The 16,075-nt window shown below is 56.9% G+C and carries 10 protein-coding genes and 4 pseudogenes; 6 read left to right on the top strand and 8 right to left on the bottom strand.

Annotated elements, in window-relative coordinates; all coding sequences use genetic code 11:
* Positions 1–472: 472 nt before the first annotated feature.
* The 4 genes and pseudogenes from AC2YI2_RS34395 to AC2YI2_RS34380 all read right to left on the bottom strand — a co-directional run.
* Positions 473–1,342: a TIM barrel protein gene (locus AC2YI2_RS34395; RefSeq protein ID WP_487391021.1), complete on the bottom strand. Its 870-nt coding sequence runs from the start codon at positions 1,340–1,342 to the stop codon at positions 473–475.
* Between the two features lie 180 nt (positions 1,343–1,522).
* On the bottom strand, positions 1,523–2,404 hold the full coding sequence (gene purU / locus AC2YI2_RS34390) for a formyltetrahydrofolate deformylase (RefSeq protein WP_487391020.1): 882 nt from the start codon (positions 2,402–2,404) through the stop codon (positions 1,523–1,525).
* A gap of 92 nt (positions 2,405–2,496) precedes the next feature.
* A pseudogene (locus AC2YI2_RS34385) lies at positions 2,497–3,189 on the bottom strand (ABC transporter permease); the annotation flags it as partial.
* Positions 3,190–3,253: 64 nt separating this feature from the next.
* A pseudogene (locus AC2YI2_RS34380) lies at positions 3,254–3,583 on the bottom strand (substrate-binding domain-containing protein); the annotation flags it as partial.
* 144 nt (positions 3,584–3,727) lie between these two features.
* Here AC2YI2_RS34380 and AC2YI2_RS34375 point away from each other — a divergent pair.
* A pseudogene (locus AC2YI2_RS34375) lies at positions 3,728–5,007 on the top strand (CDC27 family protein); the annotation flags it as partial.
* 989 nt (positions 5,008–5,996) lie between these two features.
* Here AC2YI2_RS34375 and AC2YI2_RS34370 read toward each other — a convergent pair.
* Positions 5,997–6,128: a hypothetical protein gene (locus AC2YI2_RS34370; RefSeq protein ID WP_487391019.1), complete on the bottom strand. Its 132-nt coding sequence runs from the start codon at positions 6,126–6,128 to the stop codon at positions 5,997–5,999.
* 634 nt (positions 6,129–6,762) lie between these two features.
* On the opposite strand from AC2YI2_RS34370, the gene AC2YI2_RS34365 reads away from it, so the two are divergent.
* From AC2YI2_RS34365 to AC2YI2_RS34345, 5 genes and pseudogenes are all read left to right on the top strand, one after another.
* Positions 6,763–7,803 carry a polyamine ABC transporter substrate-binding protein gene (locus AC2YI2_RS34365; protein ID WP_487391018.1) on the top strand — a complete coding sequence of 347 codons (1,041 nt, stop codon included), beginning with the start codon at positions 6,763–6,765 and terminating at the stop codon, positions 7,801–7,803.
* Positions 7,804–7,837: 34 nt separating this feature from the next.
* Positions 7,838–10,141: a putative bifunctional diguanylate cyclase/phosphodiesterase gene (locus AC2YI2_RS34360; protein WP_487391017.1), complete on the top strand. Its 2,304-nt coding sequence runs from the start codon at positions 7,838–7,840 to the stop codon at positions 10,139–10,141.
* Positions 10,142–10,498: 357 nt separating this feature from the next.
* The gene (gene rpsU / locus AC2YI2_RS34355; RefSeq protein WP_487391016.1) at positions 10,499–10,768 is read left to right on the top strand and encodes a 30S ribosomal protein S21; all 270 of its coding nucleotides are present in this window, start codon (positions 10,499–10,501) and stop codon (positions 10,766–10,768) included.
* A gap of 9 nt (positions 10,769–10,777) precedes the next feature.
* Positions 10,778–11,599: pseudogene (locus AC2YI2_RS34350) on the top strand (MYG1 family protein); the annotation flags it as partial.
* Positions 11,600–11,798: 199 nt separating this feature from the next.
* Positions 11,799–12,968 carry a sensor domain-containing diguanylate cyclase gene (locus AC2YI2_RS34345; protein ID WP_487391015.1) on the top strand — a complete coding sequence of 390 codons (1,170 nt, stop codon included), beginning with the start codon at positions 11,799–11,801 and terminating at the stop codon, positions 12,966–12,968.
* Positions 12,969–13,212: 244 nt separating this feature from the next.
* Here the strand turns inward: AC2YI2_RS34345 and AC2YI2_RS34340 are convergent, their stop codons facing one another.
* The 3 genes from AC2YI2_RS34340 to AC2YI2_RS34330 all read right to left on the bottom strand — a co-directional run.
* Positions 13,213–14,409, bottom strand: coding sequence for an aldo/keto reductase (locus AC2YI2_RS34340; RefSeq protein ID WP_487391014.1), 1,197 nt, complete (start codon positions 14,407–14,409; stop codon positions 13,213–13,215).
* Positions 14,410–14,540: 131 nt separating this feature from the next.
* Positions 14,541–14,843, bottom strand: a complete 303-nt coding sequence (locus AC2YI2_RS34335) for a helix-turn-helix transcriptional regulator (RefSeq protein WP_487391022.1) — start codon at positions 14,841–14,843, stop codon at positions 14,541–14,543.
* Positions 14,844–15,606: 763 nt separating this feature from the next.
* The coding region (locus AC2YI2_RS34330; RefSeq protein ID WP_487391013.1) for an alpha/beta fold hydrolase at positions 15,607–16,075 on the bottom strand (469 nt) is incomplete at its 5' end.

The raw sequence follows: 16,075 nt of genomic DNA, 5'->3' as shown, positions 1-16,075 counted from the left end.
AGAGAAATCATTCCCGCGGGGCAGGCTGGCAGACAGCGAGACAAAGCTCCGCCACCGGGCGCCAACGTGACGCCCTGCCTCTGAAAGCATCCGAAACCTTCAGTTTCTTCCGACCAGGATTAGCGCTGGGCCGCTCTCGTTCACTCTGAGGACTTACACTCCTCTTGCGCTTTCTTGATCATCGGTCCGACTTCAACATCGCATGGTTATTTATTAGTTAATTCTCAACTACGAGAACTTGCGTAGCGCCACTCAATATCAATTCATTCCTCCAATCGTTTGCCCTAGTGACCGCAGCTCTGCCGCAAAACGTCGATGCTCACCATTGCATCCGAAATCATGGCCTCAATTGCGGCGTAAGGCGATTTATGGAACTTTCGCACGCACTTCGGCTCGACATGTGGGTCTCAACGCAATCCTCCATTTCGACACCGTTTCCTGCGTCCCTTGGATTGTTTTTCGAAGGTTCATCTCAGAGTCTAGAATAGTGAGCCTCATCGGAAAAATACGACATGAGCGATTTGCCGAGGAACGTCATGCTTTCTCCGAGGCTCGCCTCAATATTCGGATCGGCGTGCACGGACGTAGCGAAAGGCTCATAGGAACAGGCGCCCTTGTAGCCCATCCCGATCAACGTCTTGATCTGTTCGACGTTGCTCAGCCGATCGGCCTCATTGACCAAAATGCGGTGACCATCTTGCATTTCGTCGGGCCTCAACGCGGGATCGACAACGCCCGAGATGTGGACGATGCCAGTCCATTCGGGGAAGAATTCGGTTTCGCCTGCGATGTGGTGGTGGAAGGTGTCATGAACGAGGCGGAATCGGTCCTTGCCCCCGACAGCTTCGATCGCGTCGATGGCCTCGCGCTTTCGGCGAAGCGACGATGTCGTGAACCCCAATGGCTCCACGAGCGCGATAAGCTCCGCCTCTTTGAGCATCGGCAGGACGAGGGCGAGAGCGCCACGGAGATCGGCAAGACGCTTTTCGTCCGGTTCGTTGGCTCCGTCATTGCTCGGAATAAGACTGATCGACTCCGCTCCAGCGCCCTTGGCCTGGACGATCAACAGCTGAATCTTGTCCTTCATCGCGTCTGACCAGCGGTTAAAGCCGTAAGCCTCGGAAAGCCCCAGCAGCCGAACGCCTTTGTCTCGGGCATATTCACCGATCACCGAGGGTTTCTCGCCATCAAAGAATTCCCGAGTGGTGAGACCTTTGTCGGCTAGGTCGTTTCGAAGTTCGACACCAATGCAGCCGAGCTTGGCCGCCAGATCGATCAGCTCGCGGCTGTTCAGCTTTGGGGCCGTCATGTGGTTCAGTGCGAAACTAATCGTGCCACTCAAGTCAGTTCTCCTTCAATTCACGGCCGCCCGCTGCGGATGGGGGCCTCTGCGATGACAATGATCAGGGGCGTTCGTTGTCCATTGCGCGCCGATCGCCAATTCCATCCTCGACTTCGAGGATGGCCTCCAGTGGGATGAAGTCGGATCTTCCCGTGACATCCCCTCGCGTGGACTTATTCATTACCCCATCCGCTCGGAGGCGTACGAACCGGGGCTGGCCGGGAACACGATGGTCTTGTTGCCATTCATGAACACCCGATGATGGTTATGGGCATGTACCGCGCGGGCCAGAACCTGGCTTTCGACATCGCGGCCGATGGAAACATAGTCGGAAGCCGACTGAGCATGCGTGATCCGCGCGACGTCCTGCTCGATGATCGGACCTTCATCGAGATCCTCGGTGACGTAGTGGGCGGTGGCGCCGATCAGCTTCACACCGCGCTCAAAGGCCTGCTTATAGGGATTGGCGCCCTTGAACGACGGCAGGAAGGAGTGATGGATGTTGATGATACGACCCGACATCTTCTTGCAGACGGCATTCGACAGCACCTGCATGTAGCGGGCGAGCACGATCAGTTCGGCGCCTGAGGATGTCACGATATCCATCAGACGCGCTTCCGCCTCCGGCTTGTTGGCCTTGGTCACGTTGATATGATGGAAGGGGATGTCGTGATTGACGATGACCTTCTGATAATCGAAGTGGTTGGACACGACGCCGACGATCTCGATCGGCAGCGCGCCGATCTGCCAGCGGTAGAGAAGATCGTTGAGGCAGTGGCCGAAGCGCGACACCATCAGCATGAGCTTCATCTTTTGGTCGCTGTCATGGAATTCGCTTGTCATGCCGAACTTGGCCTTGACCGGCTCGAAACCCTTCGCGATCTCATCGATCGCTGCACCTTCCTGGCTGATGAAGGTGATGCGCATGAAGAACAGGCCCGTCTCCAGGTCGTCGAACTGGCTGGAATCGATGATGTAACAGCCCTTGTCGGCGAGGAAACCCGAGATCGCCGCGACGATGCCGCGTGTGGATTTGCAGGTAACGGTCAATACGAACTTCATAAAGTCACTTCCAACTGTAGAGGAGCGCATGGGTGTCAAAGAGGCGGCGCAGTGCCGAAGCACCACGCCGCCAGGGGCGCCTGGGAGGAGGATCAGGCGCGGGACTTTCGTTTTTGCCGCTGCACGTCGATGATGACGGCGGTGACGATGATCAGGCCTTTGACGATCTCCTGATAGTAGGCGCCGACGTGCAGGAACGTGAAACCTGAGGTCACGACACCGAGGATGATGGTGCCGATCACGGTTCCGGTGATGCGGCCCGCACCGCCGGCGAGCGAGGTGCCGCCGATGACGGTGGCTGCGATCGCATCGAGCTCAAAGGAAACGCCCATATTCGGCTGGCCGGATTGGGCGCGGGCGGCGAGCATGACGCCGGCGAGACCAGACAGCATGCCGGCGACGGCGTAGACCTTGATCAAATGCTTGCCGATATCGATGCCCGATACGCGGGCGGCGAGCGGGTTGGCGCCGATGGCGTAGGTAAACTTGCCATAGCGTGTGTACGAGAGTGCTATGTGACAGACGACTGCCACGATAAAGAAGATGATCACCGTTCGCGGCACCGGAAAGCCCCAGACCTCGAAACTCTGGCCAAGCCAGGCGAAATCCTGGCTGAGCAGCGCGACTGGCTGGCCCTCGGTGTACCACTTGGCGAGACCACGAACCGAGACCATCATGCCGAGCGTGGCAATGAAGGGCGGGATGCCTGATTTGGCGATGATGAAGCCGTTGACGAAGCCGAGGAGCAGACCGAGCAGCAGACCCGCCGCGATCGCAAAGAGCGGGCTTGGTCTGTCCGGAATCGCCGCCGATCAGCACATAGTTGCCCTTCGGCACCATGGCCGTGATCGCTTGCGCGGCAACTATGCCGCCCTCCTTCGGGTCGCGGCCGATGAAGGCGGTCTGCTTGGCGCCGAGGATCAGGTCGTCATAGGAGGCGAGCGGCACATTGGCTGCTGTCGCGAGGTCGGCGATCTGTGCCGCGACATTGAAATCGACGGGTTGGATGACGATCGCGTCGACACCCTGCGTCAGCACATTCTCGGCCTGCGCGACCTGAGCCTGCGCATCGTTCTCGGCCGATTGCACGATGACCTGATAACCCGCGGCCTCCGCCGTCTTCTTGAAGAACGGAATATCGGCATTGAGGTAGCGGAAGGCCGTCTGCTGCTTGAGCATGAAGGCGATTTTCTTGGTCTTTCCCGGCGTGCAGGCATCGGCGGCAAGCACCGGCGCAGCACCCAGGACAATGGTCGCGACGCCGAGCGCCGTGGCCGCTGCAAGCATTGATCTCAGCTTTTCCATATTGTCCTCCCCAGCGCCGCCTGGTTGACGGGAAGGCAAACTGCCGATGCCCGCCCCACGGTCGCCGTTCTTCCCTTCGACAATATGAGCGGTAACGCCGATGAGGGCTACTTTGCCGATGGGCTTACCGAGGACATCATAACGGAACTCGCACGCAATCCAGACCTGCAAGTGATCGCCCGGAATTCGACGTTTGCATTGCGTGGTCAGCCGTCCGACGTAAGGGAGATCGGCGAGAGATTGGGCGCTGGGTATGTCGTTGAAGGCAGCGCCCGCCGCGCCGGGGACAAGATTCGTGTGGTTGCCCAGCTCATTGACTCCAGCAGTGGCGCTCATATTTGGTCGCGCAGTTATGATCGTGGCGTCAATGATATTTTCACGGTTCAGACCGAGCTGACTTCCGAGATCGTGGCGCGCATCTTGTCTCCTATGTCCGCGACTCCGAGCTTCAAAATGCATCACGGCGCCCGACGGAGAATATGCAGGCCTATGACCTCGTACTTCGCGGTCGTGATCGCCATAAGCGGGCATTGAAAGATAGGGAAGCCGTTCTGGCCTCGCGAGCGCTTTTCCAACAAGCCTTGGAACTGGATCCGACTTACGCCGCCGCGCGGGCGTATCTCGGCATGACCTACATTGTGCACAACTTGCCATCCAACAACAGGCTGGCTGCCGAAGCTGATCTCGAAAGGGGATTGAGTGAAGCGCGTCAGGCGATCCGCTTGGACCCGAACCTTGCCATCGGCTATCAGGTCTTGAGCTTTGGTTTGGCGACCAGAGGCGACTATCCCGGCGCTAGGCAAGCGGCGCAGCGAGCCGTCGAACTCAACCCCAACGATCCCGACAGCCTGATGGCTCTCGCCAAGGCACAGGTGCGGTTCGGTGAATACGCAAACGCCGTCGCCAATGCCGAACGCGCCCGGCGCCTGCATCCCATGGCACCCGAATATTATACCTATGTCCATGGACAGGCATTATACGCGGCTGGTCGCCTAGATGACGCGGATAAGGTGCTGGACGAGTGCTTGATCCGCGCGCCGCAGGCGGACGATTGCCTGCTGATCAAGACCGCCGTGCTCATTGGACAACGAAAGCTGGCGGAAGCCGAGGATATGATGGCGCGATTGCTGAAATCCAATCCCAAATTCTCCATGGCCGAGGAGAGGAAATATCGCCGATTCGGTGTCTCCAATCTGATGGAGCGCTTCCTTGCAGATCTAACCCGCGCTCGGGCACCTGAAACCGCCGCCACATTTTTGAAAAGCACTTCAAGACCTTCCCCTTGGGTTCGCGGATGATGGAATTTGGACAAATCTAGGGAATCTTCGACCACTTCGCCGTCGAGTGGTAAATCAGTGATCGAATCAGAGCCTCAGACCTTTTATTGTTCATCTGCATACTTAATGGGCGCTCGACCGAGGCATCGGGTTCTTGTTCGCCCTGGCGTTTGATAAGCATCATTCTATCATTGTTTCGCTCACGTCCCCTGGACATGGAAAAATCAACATAGGGAGCCGCCCAAATCATCATGTGTCCGGTTAAGGCTCACAACCGATCCTGCATCGCCAGAATGGAGAATGATGGAAGGACGTCGGGTTTTGGGCCGTTGCCCCCGCCGTCCGTCAACTACAGGCCCGCTGAAAGGCGGGTTTTCGTTCGGTAAGGAATAGTCCAGCTTCGGCCTTTATTGATACGCCGCCTTTGCTCCGAACGGCAGAGTGGCTTCCTCAAGAGCTGCTCCGCCCCGGTTTCCCGCCAGAACCGGGGCGTCTTATTTTCCAAGCAACCCAAGCGCCTGAAATTTCCGCCAGCACGGCGACGATGACGAACAGCGCTCGGACCGTGCGCGCGTCGTAGAGGCGGGCGTTATAACGCGGATCAAGGCCGGACTCACTTCGGCGACATTCACGTGATTGTGGCTACCCATGCCGTTCTCACCAAGGATGTCGCATTCGCGAGGCTGGGATTGCCGGTGATCGACGAAGAGCATCGGTTCAGCACCAAAGATTGGAGGGTGGACTTCGCCGATGGGCAAGGCGACGTGCTTCTTTCCACTAACTCGTTGAAAGCGGCTTGATGGTGCCGCGTGCCAACACAATGTGCGTTTGGCGCGGATCGTTGCGGGCTCGCACAGCTCCACCAGTTGTGCGGCTGGCTCGGCAGAGGACGACGGCAAGGAATTGCGTATCTGCTGACGGAGGAGCGAGACGACATAGCCGACGAAACACGGCTTCCCTGTCAGTCATGGTTGAGAACGACAGGCTTTGCGGGGCTAGCCAATTGCTTTTCATTCAGCATCCCCTTTTTGCGGAATTTTCCTTGATTTATCCAGATCGGGATGCGGCGCAAACCCAAAATGCGGGCACTCTGGCGAACACGGTTGCGGATCCGCGCCGTCATTGCGAAGATGGTTGACCATGTGATCTCCGGTCATCGTACATTTCTGACATAGGCTTTTCGTTGCCACGGTTGATCAGGATGTTGAATTCAGGGCGTCCGAAATTCACCCGTCCCATCGGGGATCACGGACAGCCGGTCGCTCTCCCTCGGGGGCGGCCGGCAATGCTTAATCGCTACCAGCAGCTCGGCCCAACTCGTGACGACGGAACAATAGAAGGAGCTGGCGGGCGGAGGAGAATGCTTTGGAACGCAGCGCCGATTTCCATGGACGCATCCGGCAGCGAACCGTAGAGGTACTCATTTTTGCGGACGAGAAGACACCGGAATAGCTGGGGCAAACCTCGGCCTCGAAGCAGACGTACTCCCAGAATAGAATGCAGCCGAGGGAGTGATTGCTTCATTGGTTATTCGAGAAGCAAAAATGGGACGCGGGCAATGCCGAACCCATCGTCGAAGAAACTCTACTCCGGAAGCAGTCCAGGTTACCCGGTCTGTGAACCACGCCTCTGATCCCGCCGTCAAAGGTCGCTGATGATTGAACTTGTTTCGCCGCCTCAGTGCAGAATTTTTCCCCCGACGTAGACTAATTCGAAACATATTAGCGCTTACTTTACAAAGATGTGCGTTCATCGCTGAGTTGTCGGAGTATCGCGATGAAATTTCTTCTTGGGCTCGTTCTGCTTGTCGCTGCCATGTTGCCGGTGGAACTAAAGGCCGAGACCCTTAATCTCCTCATCTGGGAAAAGTACATTGCCCCGAAAATACTGGAGAGATGGACATCCGAAACCGGAATTGCAGTCAAACAGATCTATTTTGATGATGGTGATGAGCGCGACCGCCTGTTGGCCGATCCGGATAGCGATATCGACCTGGCGATCCTGAATGAGAATGTCACCAGCCTCTATTCACGCAACGGGAAACTGATGGAAGTGTCAGACCAGACCGTTCCCTCGGCGAAGAATTCCGTCCCCCGGTGGAGGGAGCGCTGCGCAGGTTATGCACTTCCCTATTTCTGGGGCACGCTAGGAATTGTTTACCGCGCCGATAAGATAACGACCCCGCCGACTTCGTGGAATGACCTGCTCAAGCCCCAAAAGGACCTCTCGGGTCACGTCGCCATGCAGACAGGCTATGACGACCTGTTGACGCCAGCGCTAATTCTAAGCGGTAGCAGAGTGAGTTCTCAAGACACAGCAGAACTGAAGAGGGCCTTCGAAATCCTGGCTGCGCAGGCGCCATTCGTCAAGACTTATGACTACGTCATCACGTCCGCCCAGAATGTCACATATGGAAAAGATCTCTATATGGCGCTGGCCTATAGCGGTGATCAGTTTGTGCTCAGCGACACCACATCGTTTCCTTGGAAGTATGTGCTGCCGAAAGAGGGAAGCGTGTTGTGGGTGGACTGCCTCGGGGTCAATGCGAATTCGAAACGGCGCGCCAGCGCTATGCGTTTTCTAAACTTCATCAACGAGCCGGATGTTGCGGCCGAGAACGCGATCCATCTTTCGCTGCCAACCACGAATGCTGCGGCAATCCCGCTTCTTCCGGAAAAAATGAGGAACAACCAAGAGATTTTTCCGTCCGAAGATGTGGTGCGCACAAGCCAATTCTATGCGGAGTATCCTGCATCGGTGGTGCAGCTGAGAAAACGAATCGTCAGCGCGGTTACCAGTATCCATGACGCTCAGTAGGCGAGCACTCCTTATCATACTGCCGGTCATGCTGTTGAGCAATATCCTGGTTGCTCTTTCGGTCTACTGGATTGAGCATGATAACATCAAACAGGCCGAAATTGCGCGCTTGTCCCATCAAATCGGGCGGCTCAAACAGTTGTTTGACAGAGATCTCGAATTCACCCGCAATCTTCTGTTTTTGGTGGAAAGGGGAGACGCCATTCGGTCTTTCGTCCGAGAGACCGATGAGGATTTCCGAACGACCGCGTTAGGCGCCAAGATCCAGGACGGCATTGAATTCTTTTCGAAAAACTCCAATCTTTTTGTCTCCTTTGCAATTCTTCGTCCCGATTTGACGGTCGATTATTACTTCGAAAAGAGTGACGACCCTTTTGCCTCCCTCAACGCAGCGCAAATAGCCGCGGCGGCGCGCTTGAGGGCGGGTTCGGATCTGATAGCGGACGAGTTCTTAGTCGGTGAGGTGCCGCTTCTCATACACTCTGAATTCGTTGCTCCAACGACCTTGTCACGGCCCCTAGCAACACAGAGGGATTCGGCGCTAATCATCCAATCAGCGGTGCGCCCACGCGACTTCGTCAAGATGAAGACTGAACTTGAGACGGAATACGGAACGCCGGTAATCATCGCCTCGGACATCGTGTTTGAGCGAAGTGTGTTCACTGCAATTGATACGCTGTTGCCGGACTTGAAAGTGGGGCTTGCCCTCACTGACACTTACATGGCGCGACGCCTTCAATCGCTTAAGATCGCATTGGCAACGCGCTGCCTGGTGTTGACCCTTCTTTCGGTCGGCTTGCTCCTATACCTTATTCGACGCACCGTTACCGGCCCGATCTCGACCCTCGACCGTCAGGTGACGGACGTCCTCTCCGGCCATCGCCAGAACCTCGACCGAATGAACGGAGGGGGCGAGATTGAGCATCTCGCGGGCAACATCAAGATGTTGCATGACCGAGTGCTGGCCACTTTGGACGAAGTGCAGACTGCATCATGGACAGATGCTCTGACCGGGATTAGCAACCGCTTGCATTTTTCGCTACTTGGTGAGCGGGCACTCGAGTCTGCGGTGGAAACTAAAACCGGCCTGAGCCTCCTGTTCATTGATCTCGACAACTTCAAATTCGTCAACGACACGTTCGGTCATGCTGTTGGTGACGCCGTGCTAAAACGGTTCACTACGATCTGCGAGGCGACCCTAGATCAAACTGCACATGCCTATATGGAACGACCACCGCTGTTCGCGCGGCTGTCCGGCGACGAGTTCGCCATTCTCCTACGTGAACCTGGAGATGAAGCGGCTGCATTGAATGTCGCCTTACGCATTGTTGAGAATGTTGAGGCCGGTATGGTAGCAGGAGGCGAGATCTACCCGGTCACGGCGAGCATTGGCATTGCCTGTTTTCCTGACGATGCACGAACCTTTACCCAACTCGTAGCCTGCGCCGACAAGGCGATGTATCATGCCAAGATACGTGGCAAGAACGACGTGGCACGTTATATGGCGGAATTCGCCGACGACGACGTGCGGATCGAGCAGATTAAGTTCGAATTGCAGCGGCTCAATCCAGACGACGAGTTTTCCTTGGTCTACATGCCGATTGTTTCTCGTCACGGGGTGGTCGAGAAATGTGAAGCTCTCTTGCGCTGGAAGTCGCCCGTGCTCGGCGCCGTCTCCCCTGGAGAGTTCATTCCCGTCGCCGAGTCGAACGCGCTTTTTTCGAAAATTGACAGGTGGGTGCTGCACAAAGCTGTTGGCGATTTAGCGGCTCTACAGCAGATCTTCGGGGATCAAATGATGCTGGGCATCAATATCTCAACCGCGGAGTTGACTTCCAGCGCAATCGTCCGTGACTGCGTTGAGGCGCTCCTGCATCACGGGGCTTCGCCGTCTACGGTGGAAATCGAGTTGACCGAGACATTCGCCGCCAGGATTCCGGCGAAAGCCAAACTTGTGGTCGAAGCCCTGAAAGAAGCGGGCTTCCAGATTTCACTTGACGATTTCGGCTCCGGCTACACCTCACTCAAACAGATACTTGAGTTTCCCCTCGATACGGTGAAACTGGACCGCGAACTCGTGATGCAACTGCTCGAACCCCGGGGCTTACAGACGCTCACTGCAATCATTGACATGTGTCATGCGCAGAACTGTCTCGTCGTAGCCGAAGGTGTCGAGGATAGCGCGACACAGGCAGCACTTGCCCTCGCAGGATGTGACCTTTTCCAGGGCTTCGGCATTCATCGTCCAGCTTCACTCGCCGAACTTCGCCTGAAGTGGCGTCGATCCGAGCTCTCGAGAGAGATGTGTGATGGGCGCGTCGCAAATTTTCTCGGCTAACGGCACGTTGACCACCATCGCTAGAGAATTTACGCTCCGAGGCCGTTGAGCGTGCCCATGATTTGACAGCTGGACAATGAAAAGTCGGACAAACAAATAACCAAACCCATGACCGCTGCATCCACCGCTTCCGCCAACGAGGCCTTATTTACCGCATCCTGAAGCCAATCGCGGCTCTGCCGCGAATGCTGCGGGCATCAAGCCTTGCCATGAGAGCAGCCCGCTACCATCGCGGCATGGTTTGAACGCAAGGGGACAATAAATTGCCAAGATAGCAGCGCCGGCCGAATAAATCCCCTCTTGATCAGCGAAGCGATATTGATTTAGGTCGAACAATCGATGCATTGAGTTTTTAAAATGCAGGTCCTGATACGCGATAACAACGTAGATCAAGCTCTCCGCTTTCTTAAGAAGAAGCTGCAGCGAGAAGGCGTCTTCCGTGAAATGCGATCGGGCGAGCATTATGAAAAACCTTCGGTCAAGCGAGCCCGCGAGAAGGCAGAAGGGATCCGACGCGCAAGAAAAATGGCCCGCAAGAAACTTGAGCGCGAAAGCGGGATCTCTGCTCCCAAAAAGCCAAAGCCTGCTGTTCGTGTAAAGAGACCTGACGAAGCGAGGGTGAGTTGATGCGAAAGCAGCCGCTCGCCCGAGTGGAACTCGCCGTCGGATGACAGGGTCATCTATGACGTTGGCGGCGCATACGCTCCAGCCGCAGGAATCTTCGTTCATCATCGGCGCTGTGCCCCACTGCGTGATGACGGCCAGCCGTTGAGTCCATTCGGACTGATCTGGCGCCATTTTGGGGCCAGATTATCTCGGCGCCATGCAGGTTCCCGCACTACATGTCGAAGCCCTGCATTCGAGCTTCGACGAAGATTTCGTGCTGCCCATCGATCTCATGGACTATGGAGCCGAATCCGTCGGTCGCCGGAGCTCTGGCCAAGCTGACGCTGCCGGTCCTCCGGGAAACGCTCAAATCTGTTTTTGATGACTAGGGGTCGGATGCCGACGACCGCGCGTTTCAGGACGGAATTCGATCGCTCGAGCCTTTATCGGGGGTTGCATAAGACAGGGCGCAGCAAAGCTGCGAGCAGAGTCGATCGTGCTCGAAGCGATTGCCGCAACCGGGGATGGATCTGTGCTGGAACTCCCAATGGAAATGCCTTTCAGGCTTGCAATCGTCAAGGCCGGCGCCGCGCATCTATTGTTTGTCATCCACCCGCGGGAAACCGACTGGTGCGTGACCGGCATCCGGAAGTCGAGCGACAGTTCGAGCAACGGGCCGATCTGCCGGCCGCTTGGGCCGGCCTCTCCGGTGAAGACCTGGCAGCCGTCTCCGGTGTGTCAGACGCCACCTTCTGCCACAATGGCCGGTTCATTGCCGCCGCAACGACGCTCGCCGCCGCGTTGGAAATGGCAATGATTGCGGTCGCGCATGCTCGCCAAGCGGACCATTGAGGCGCATTTTCCCGGGTCTGACGCGGGGAGCCCACGGTAGCGACTTGAGGAGCCGATTGCCGTCTCTCTCCACGACAACGAGGCCCGGGGTACCGTCGATCGTCTCACTCGGAAGCGGATCGGCTGCACATCTTCCACGCCGAAATGGTCCGCTATCGCTCCCGGCGGCCCAAGGGATCAAAGACTTGTGAAATAGGGAATGTTAATCAATTTCGACGAATTTACTCTTAGTCAGCTCGAAGCGAGCCCAGTTGGCCTCCAAGCTCGCATGGGCCTGGAACTGTCGCAGAGGCTGGCGGTCATTGTTGGCAAGTTTGATGGGGAAAGCGGTTCGTCGAAACTCCGCAACCCCCATGAACAAGTTGCGGCGGCGGAAACGAGAAAAGCGTACATGTTTCTGGATGAAGACTTTGAATCGGCCGCGGCTGCCGAGCTAACCAAACAGACACTGGTCGACACGCAGGCCCGAATGGGCATGATGCTTGACCTCATGCCGATGGGCTTGCTTATCCATACCCAGCAGGGAGTTATATTCGGCAATCAGGAAGCCTGCCGGCTTCTGCGGGTCCCTCAGGAACAGCTGATTGGCAGGCACTTTCTTGACTTTCTCCAGACCCATGTCGATGAAGCCGCGTTGCAGATGGACAAGGCATTTCAAGGCAGCATCGGTGCCAATCCTACCGAAGCCGACATTCGCACGCCGGAGGGAACGGTGCGGACGATCAAGCTCATCGCCGGAGCTCTGCCGTGGGACGGCAATCCGGTTGTCCAGCTTCTTCTGCAGGACATCACCGATCTGAAAGCAATCCAAACGGCGTTGCAACGCTTGACGATCACCGACGAACTCACCAGCGCCCATAATCGCCGCCATGCTTTTTCAGTCGCCAACGTCTTGTTCGCCGCTGCCCGGGCGGAAGCCTTTCCGTTTTCTGTCGCCGTCCTGGACATCGACCACTTCAAGCGGGTGAACGACACCCATGGGCATGCCGCAGGCGATGCAGCCTTAAGAACGTTGTCACAAGCAATCCAAAACCTCATATCGACGGGACAATTCGGTGAAGCAACCTTTGCTCGTGTAGGCGGCGAAGAGTTTGCTCTCTTACTTCCCTACATGAATAGCGAGGAGGCCATGGTTGCGTGCGAGCGCGTCCGCCACACCGTCGAACAGCAGCCGATTGTTTGCTCGGCCGGCACGTTTCATGCCACCGTCTCGATTGGCGTTGCACCGCTCGGCGAAAGTGACAGTTCTTTCGACATGATGTTCTCCAATGCCGATCGTGCGCTTTACCGGGCTAAAGCCAGCGGCCGCAACCGCGTTTGCTTAGACGACGAGGATACGAAGACACAAAGAGCTGCCGTCTCAGCCTGAATTCCTGCCATCGGGAACAACTCTCATCGGCACTGTAAACTTACCGGCCCCGGGTCAAGGTATCTGGTCGTTGTACAATCTCAAAAAGAACACTCGGCCCGAAAAGGCCTCGCTCGTGTGCAAGACTGACAACCCTCTGGGAAATGACACGTAAAAACCTGCAGGTGCGGGACCCGCGACGGCCGTGCGAGCGAGGGCCGAGGTGGCCCGTCCATTTTCTCAAAACTTCGGAATCAACCCCTGGCTACTTCCTTGGAGGAGCTTCAACCTCAGACAATGAGAGTATTGCAGGAGGGAGCCGCGCGCCCTCGATTGTGATGGCGGCGATGGCTTGATTAAGTTCGCTTCGTTCAGCTTCGCTAAATCGAATGGCGACCGCCGAGATGTTCTCGTCGAGATGCGCTGTCTTAGTCGTGCCTGGGATGGGCACTATGAACGGCCTTTGGTCCAGTAGCCAAGCCAGGGCCACCTGAGCGGGCGTGACCTCCTTACGATGCGCCCATCGGCGGACGACATCTACAAGAGCCATGTTGGCCTCCAATGCGTTCGGGGCTAGGCGTGGAACGCCGGCCCGGAAGTCTTTATCGGCGTCCTTCCCAAAACGGGTTTCAGCTGTAATTGTGCCGGTCAAGAAGCCGTAGCCAAGCGGGGCCCAGCAGACAAAGCCGATACCCAGTTCCTCGCAGAGGTCGAGTAGGCCTTCCTCGGGACCGCGCCACACCATCGAGTACTCGTTCTGGATCGCGGCCAAAGGAAGAATGGCGTGCGCTCGTCGTATCGTATTAAGGCCCGGCTCGGACAGGCCGAAATGCAGCACTTTGCCCTCAGCGACAAGGTCCTTAACCGCGCCAGCGACGTCCTCGATCGGCACCTGCGGATCGACGCGATGCTGGTAGAGTATGTCGATGCGATCAGTGCGCAGACGGCGTAAGCTCAGCTCGACGACTCGTTTGATGTGCTCGGGCCGGCTGTTGAGGCCCTCTCCCATTTTTCCGGTCTCAAGATCAATATTGAAGCCAAACTTGCTCTCGAGGATCACGCTGTCGCGCAACCCCTTGAGCGCCTCGCCGACAATGTCCTCTGATAGGAAGGGACCGTATGCCTCAGCGGTATCGATGAGGGTGACACCGTTGTCGACGGCGCGTCTGATGAGTGCAACGGCAGCAGAGCGATCTATGGGGGTGCCAAAGTAATCTTGCGCCTGGGTTTTAGACGCACCCGGTCTCCATTGGCAGCCAAGACCGATGGGGAACGTCTCGATCGCGCCCAATTTGCGACGCTCGCTGGCCGGTTTTGGGACCCAGGCCTGTGATGTCGCCTGGCTCTCGGAAGACAACAGCCAAGGCGCAACGCCGAGGACTGCGGCTGACACCAGCAGTTCCCGCCGCAGAGGACTTTCGAGGTTGGAGTGAGGGTGGTCTTGCTGATGAAATTTCGACATATCGCGTTCCTTAGCGCAAGTTTCGACCATCATCTTGCTGAATACAATCTCGCCAGGCCTGAGGAAAGGCTCGATTCTTGCTCAATGCTGCCGCCGTCGCAACAACGATTGCGGACTTTGCCACCATCGCTTCAATGAGAATTCTCAACGAGAGGACGTCCGACTTCCGAGGGCAGAACCCCGTACTGGCGTCGAAACAATTGACGAAAATGATGAAGGTTTACAAACCCCGCCGCGGCGGCAGCCTGTGACACGGTTGCACGCGACGTTCGCAGCAGGCTAAATGCGCGCTCCAGCCGAACCATTGTGACAAACTGATGCGGAGGCATACCGAAAGTGACGGCAAAACTCCTCGCGAAGTGAAACGGACTTAGTGCGGCGGCCTCAGCCAAGAGCTCTAGGGTCAAGGGTTCGCTAGCTTCCGCTAAGATCATTTCCAGTACCCGTTGCCTCCGACGGGCATCAAGCGCCCTCGCGATGGCATCGCGTCCGCCAAAATGCCTACGCAGCGACTGGGCATAGGCCGCACAAATGAGTGTCTCAACCTCCAGGTCCGATACGGAGATCCGCCCTCGAACAGCGGAACGTAACCGAGTTGCAATCGCCTGAATGATAGGATCATGCCAACCGTGCAGGTCGTCCAGATCGGCATAGCGCTCGACCCCCATTTCTCGCGCGATTTGTCGACGCAGCTCCCCAGATCCCGTCAGCTCCAATATGTCCGAAGCAGATTCGGTTTCTAGCCACACAATCGGAACGTCGCCCCCTAATCCGACAGACAATGGCGGGACCGCTCGCCGCATGGCACGGCCGTTGGCGGAGCGAACCATCGCTTCGGACTGGCCTGTGAACGCAAGCGCTATCGACCCGCGCGCTGAGACCGACTCGATTTCCGCATCACGCCATGCGGGTAGGAGGCAGTGGGACAGTTGGAACTGGGCTCCCTGCCGCCGGGCGACATCTGGTTCAAAGTCCTTTGTCATGTCCTATCGCCAGATCCGTTCGCTCATATGATTCTCGCACTACGCTTGGATGTAGAGTTTGATCCATCGGCATTAGAAAGAATTCCTGAGTAGCAGGCCAGCTCTATCGCGCAATCGGTGGCCGCGGCACAACTAGAAAGTAGGTAACGACGGTCGCCTTCCGTCGAATAAGCGACTGATCTTGATTTCGGAGCCTATCTCGGCGGCATATCAATCAACGTTGTTGATGAACGCGTTCCAGGAAGTTTCTGATAAGAGGCACGACTTCGTGGAAGTTGGTCTCTAATAGCCAGTGGCCTCCGTCGAAAAGGTGAAGTTCGGCGTCGGGCAAATCTCGTAGATATGCGCGCGCGGACTCCTCCGGCATGTAGTGATCCTGAGGACCCCAAAGAATCAAAGTCGGCGGCTTATAGGTTTGCAGGTAACGCCGATGATCCGGAAACCATCTCCGGTTCCTTTTCAAATCGGAAAGAAGCTCGGCGACGGCATCCTTCCTGCGTTCTGTCATCAGGCTCCATTGCAAGTGCCAGAGGTCCGGCGGAACAAGGGCAGCCAGCTCGGGCCGGACATTGTTCAAGAACTCTTCACGGAAGGATTCCTCGGTGACGGCGTTGCGAAGTTCGGCACGCACTTGATCCTCCGGCAGGGACCAAGATTTTTCGATGTCGGCGTATTTCGGTCCC

The organism is Rhizobium sp. SRI_017, assembly GCF_057586295.1.
Note: the sequence above shows the minus strand (reverse complement) of the source record. Positions and strands in the feature narration are given on the sequence as shown.

Excerpts from the sequence above, each read along its gene's own strand:
- AC2YI2_RS34340 (WP_487391014.1), bottom strand. The coding sequence starts at position 14,409 with ATGTCGAAATTTCATCAGCAAGACCACCCTCACTCCAACCTCGAAAGT.
- rpsU (WP_487391016.1), top strand. The coding sequence starts at position 10,499 with ATGCAGGTCCTGATACGCGATAACAACGTAGATCAAGCTCTCCGCTTT.
- AC2YI2_RS34345 (WP_487391015.1), top strand. The coding sequence starts at position 11,799 with ATGTTAATCAATTTCGACGAATTTACTCTTAGTCAGCTCGAAGCGAGC.
- AC2YI2_RS34370 (WP_487391019.1), bottom strand. The coding sequence starts at position 6,128 with ATGGTCAACCATCTTCGCAATGACGGCGCGGATCCGCAACCGTGTTCG.
- purU (WP_487391020.1), bottom strand. The coding sequence starts at position 2,404 with ATGAAGTTCGTATTGACCGTTACCTGCAAATCCACACGCGGCATCGTC.
- AC2YI2_RS34365 (WP_487391018.1), top strand. The coding sequence starts at position 6,763 with ATGAAATTTCTTCTTGGGCTCGTTCTGCTTGTCGCTGCCATGTTGCCG.
- AC2YI2_RS34335 (WP_487391022.1), bottom strand. The coding sequence starts at position 14,843 with ATGATCTTAGCGGAAGCTAGCGAACCCTTGACCCTAGAGCTCTTGGCT.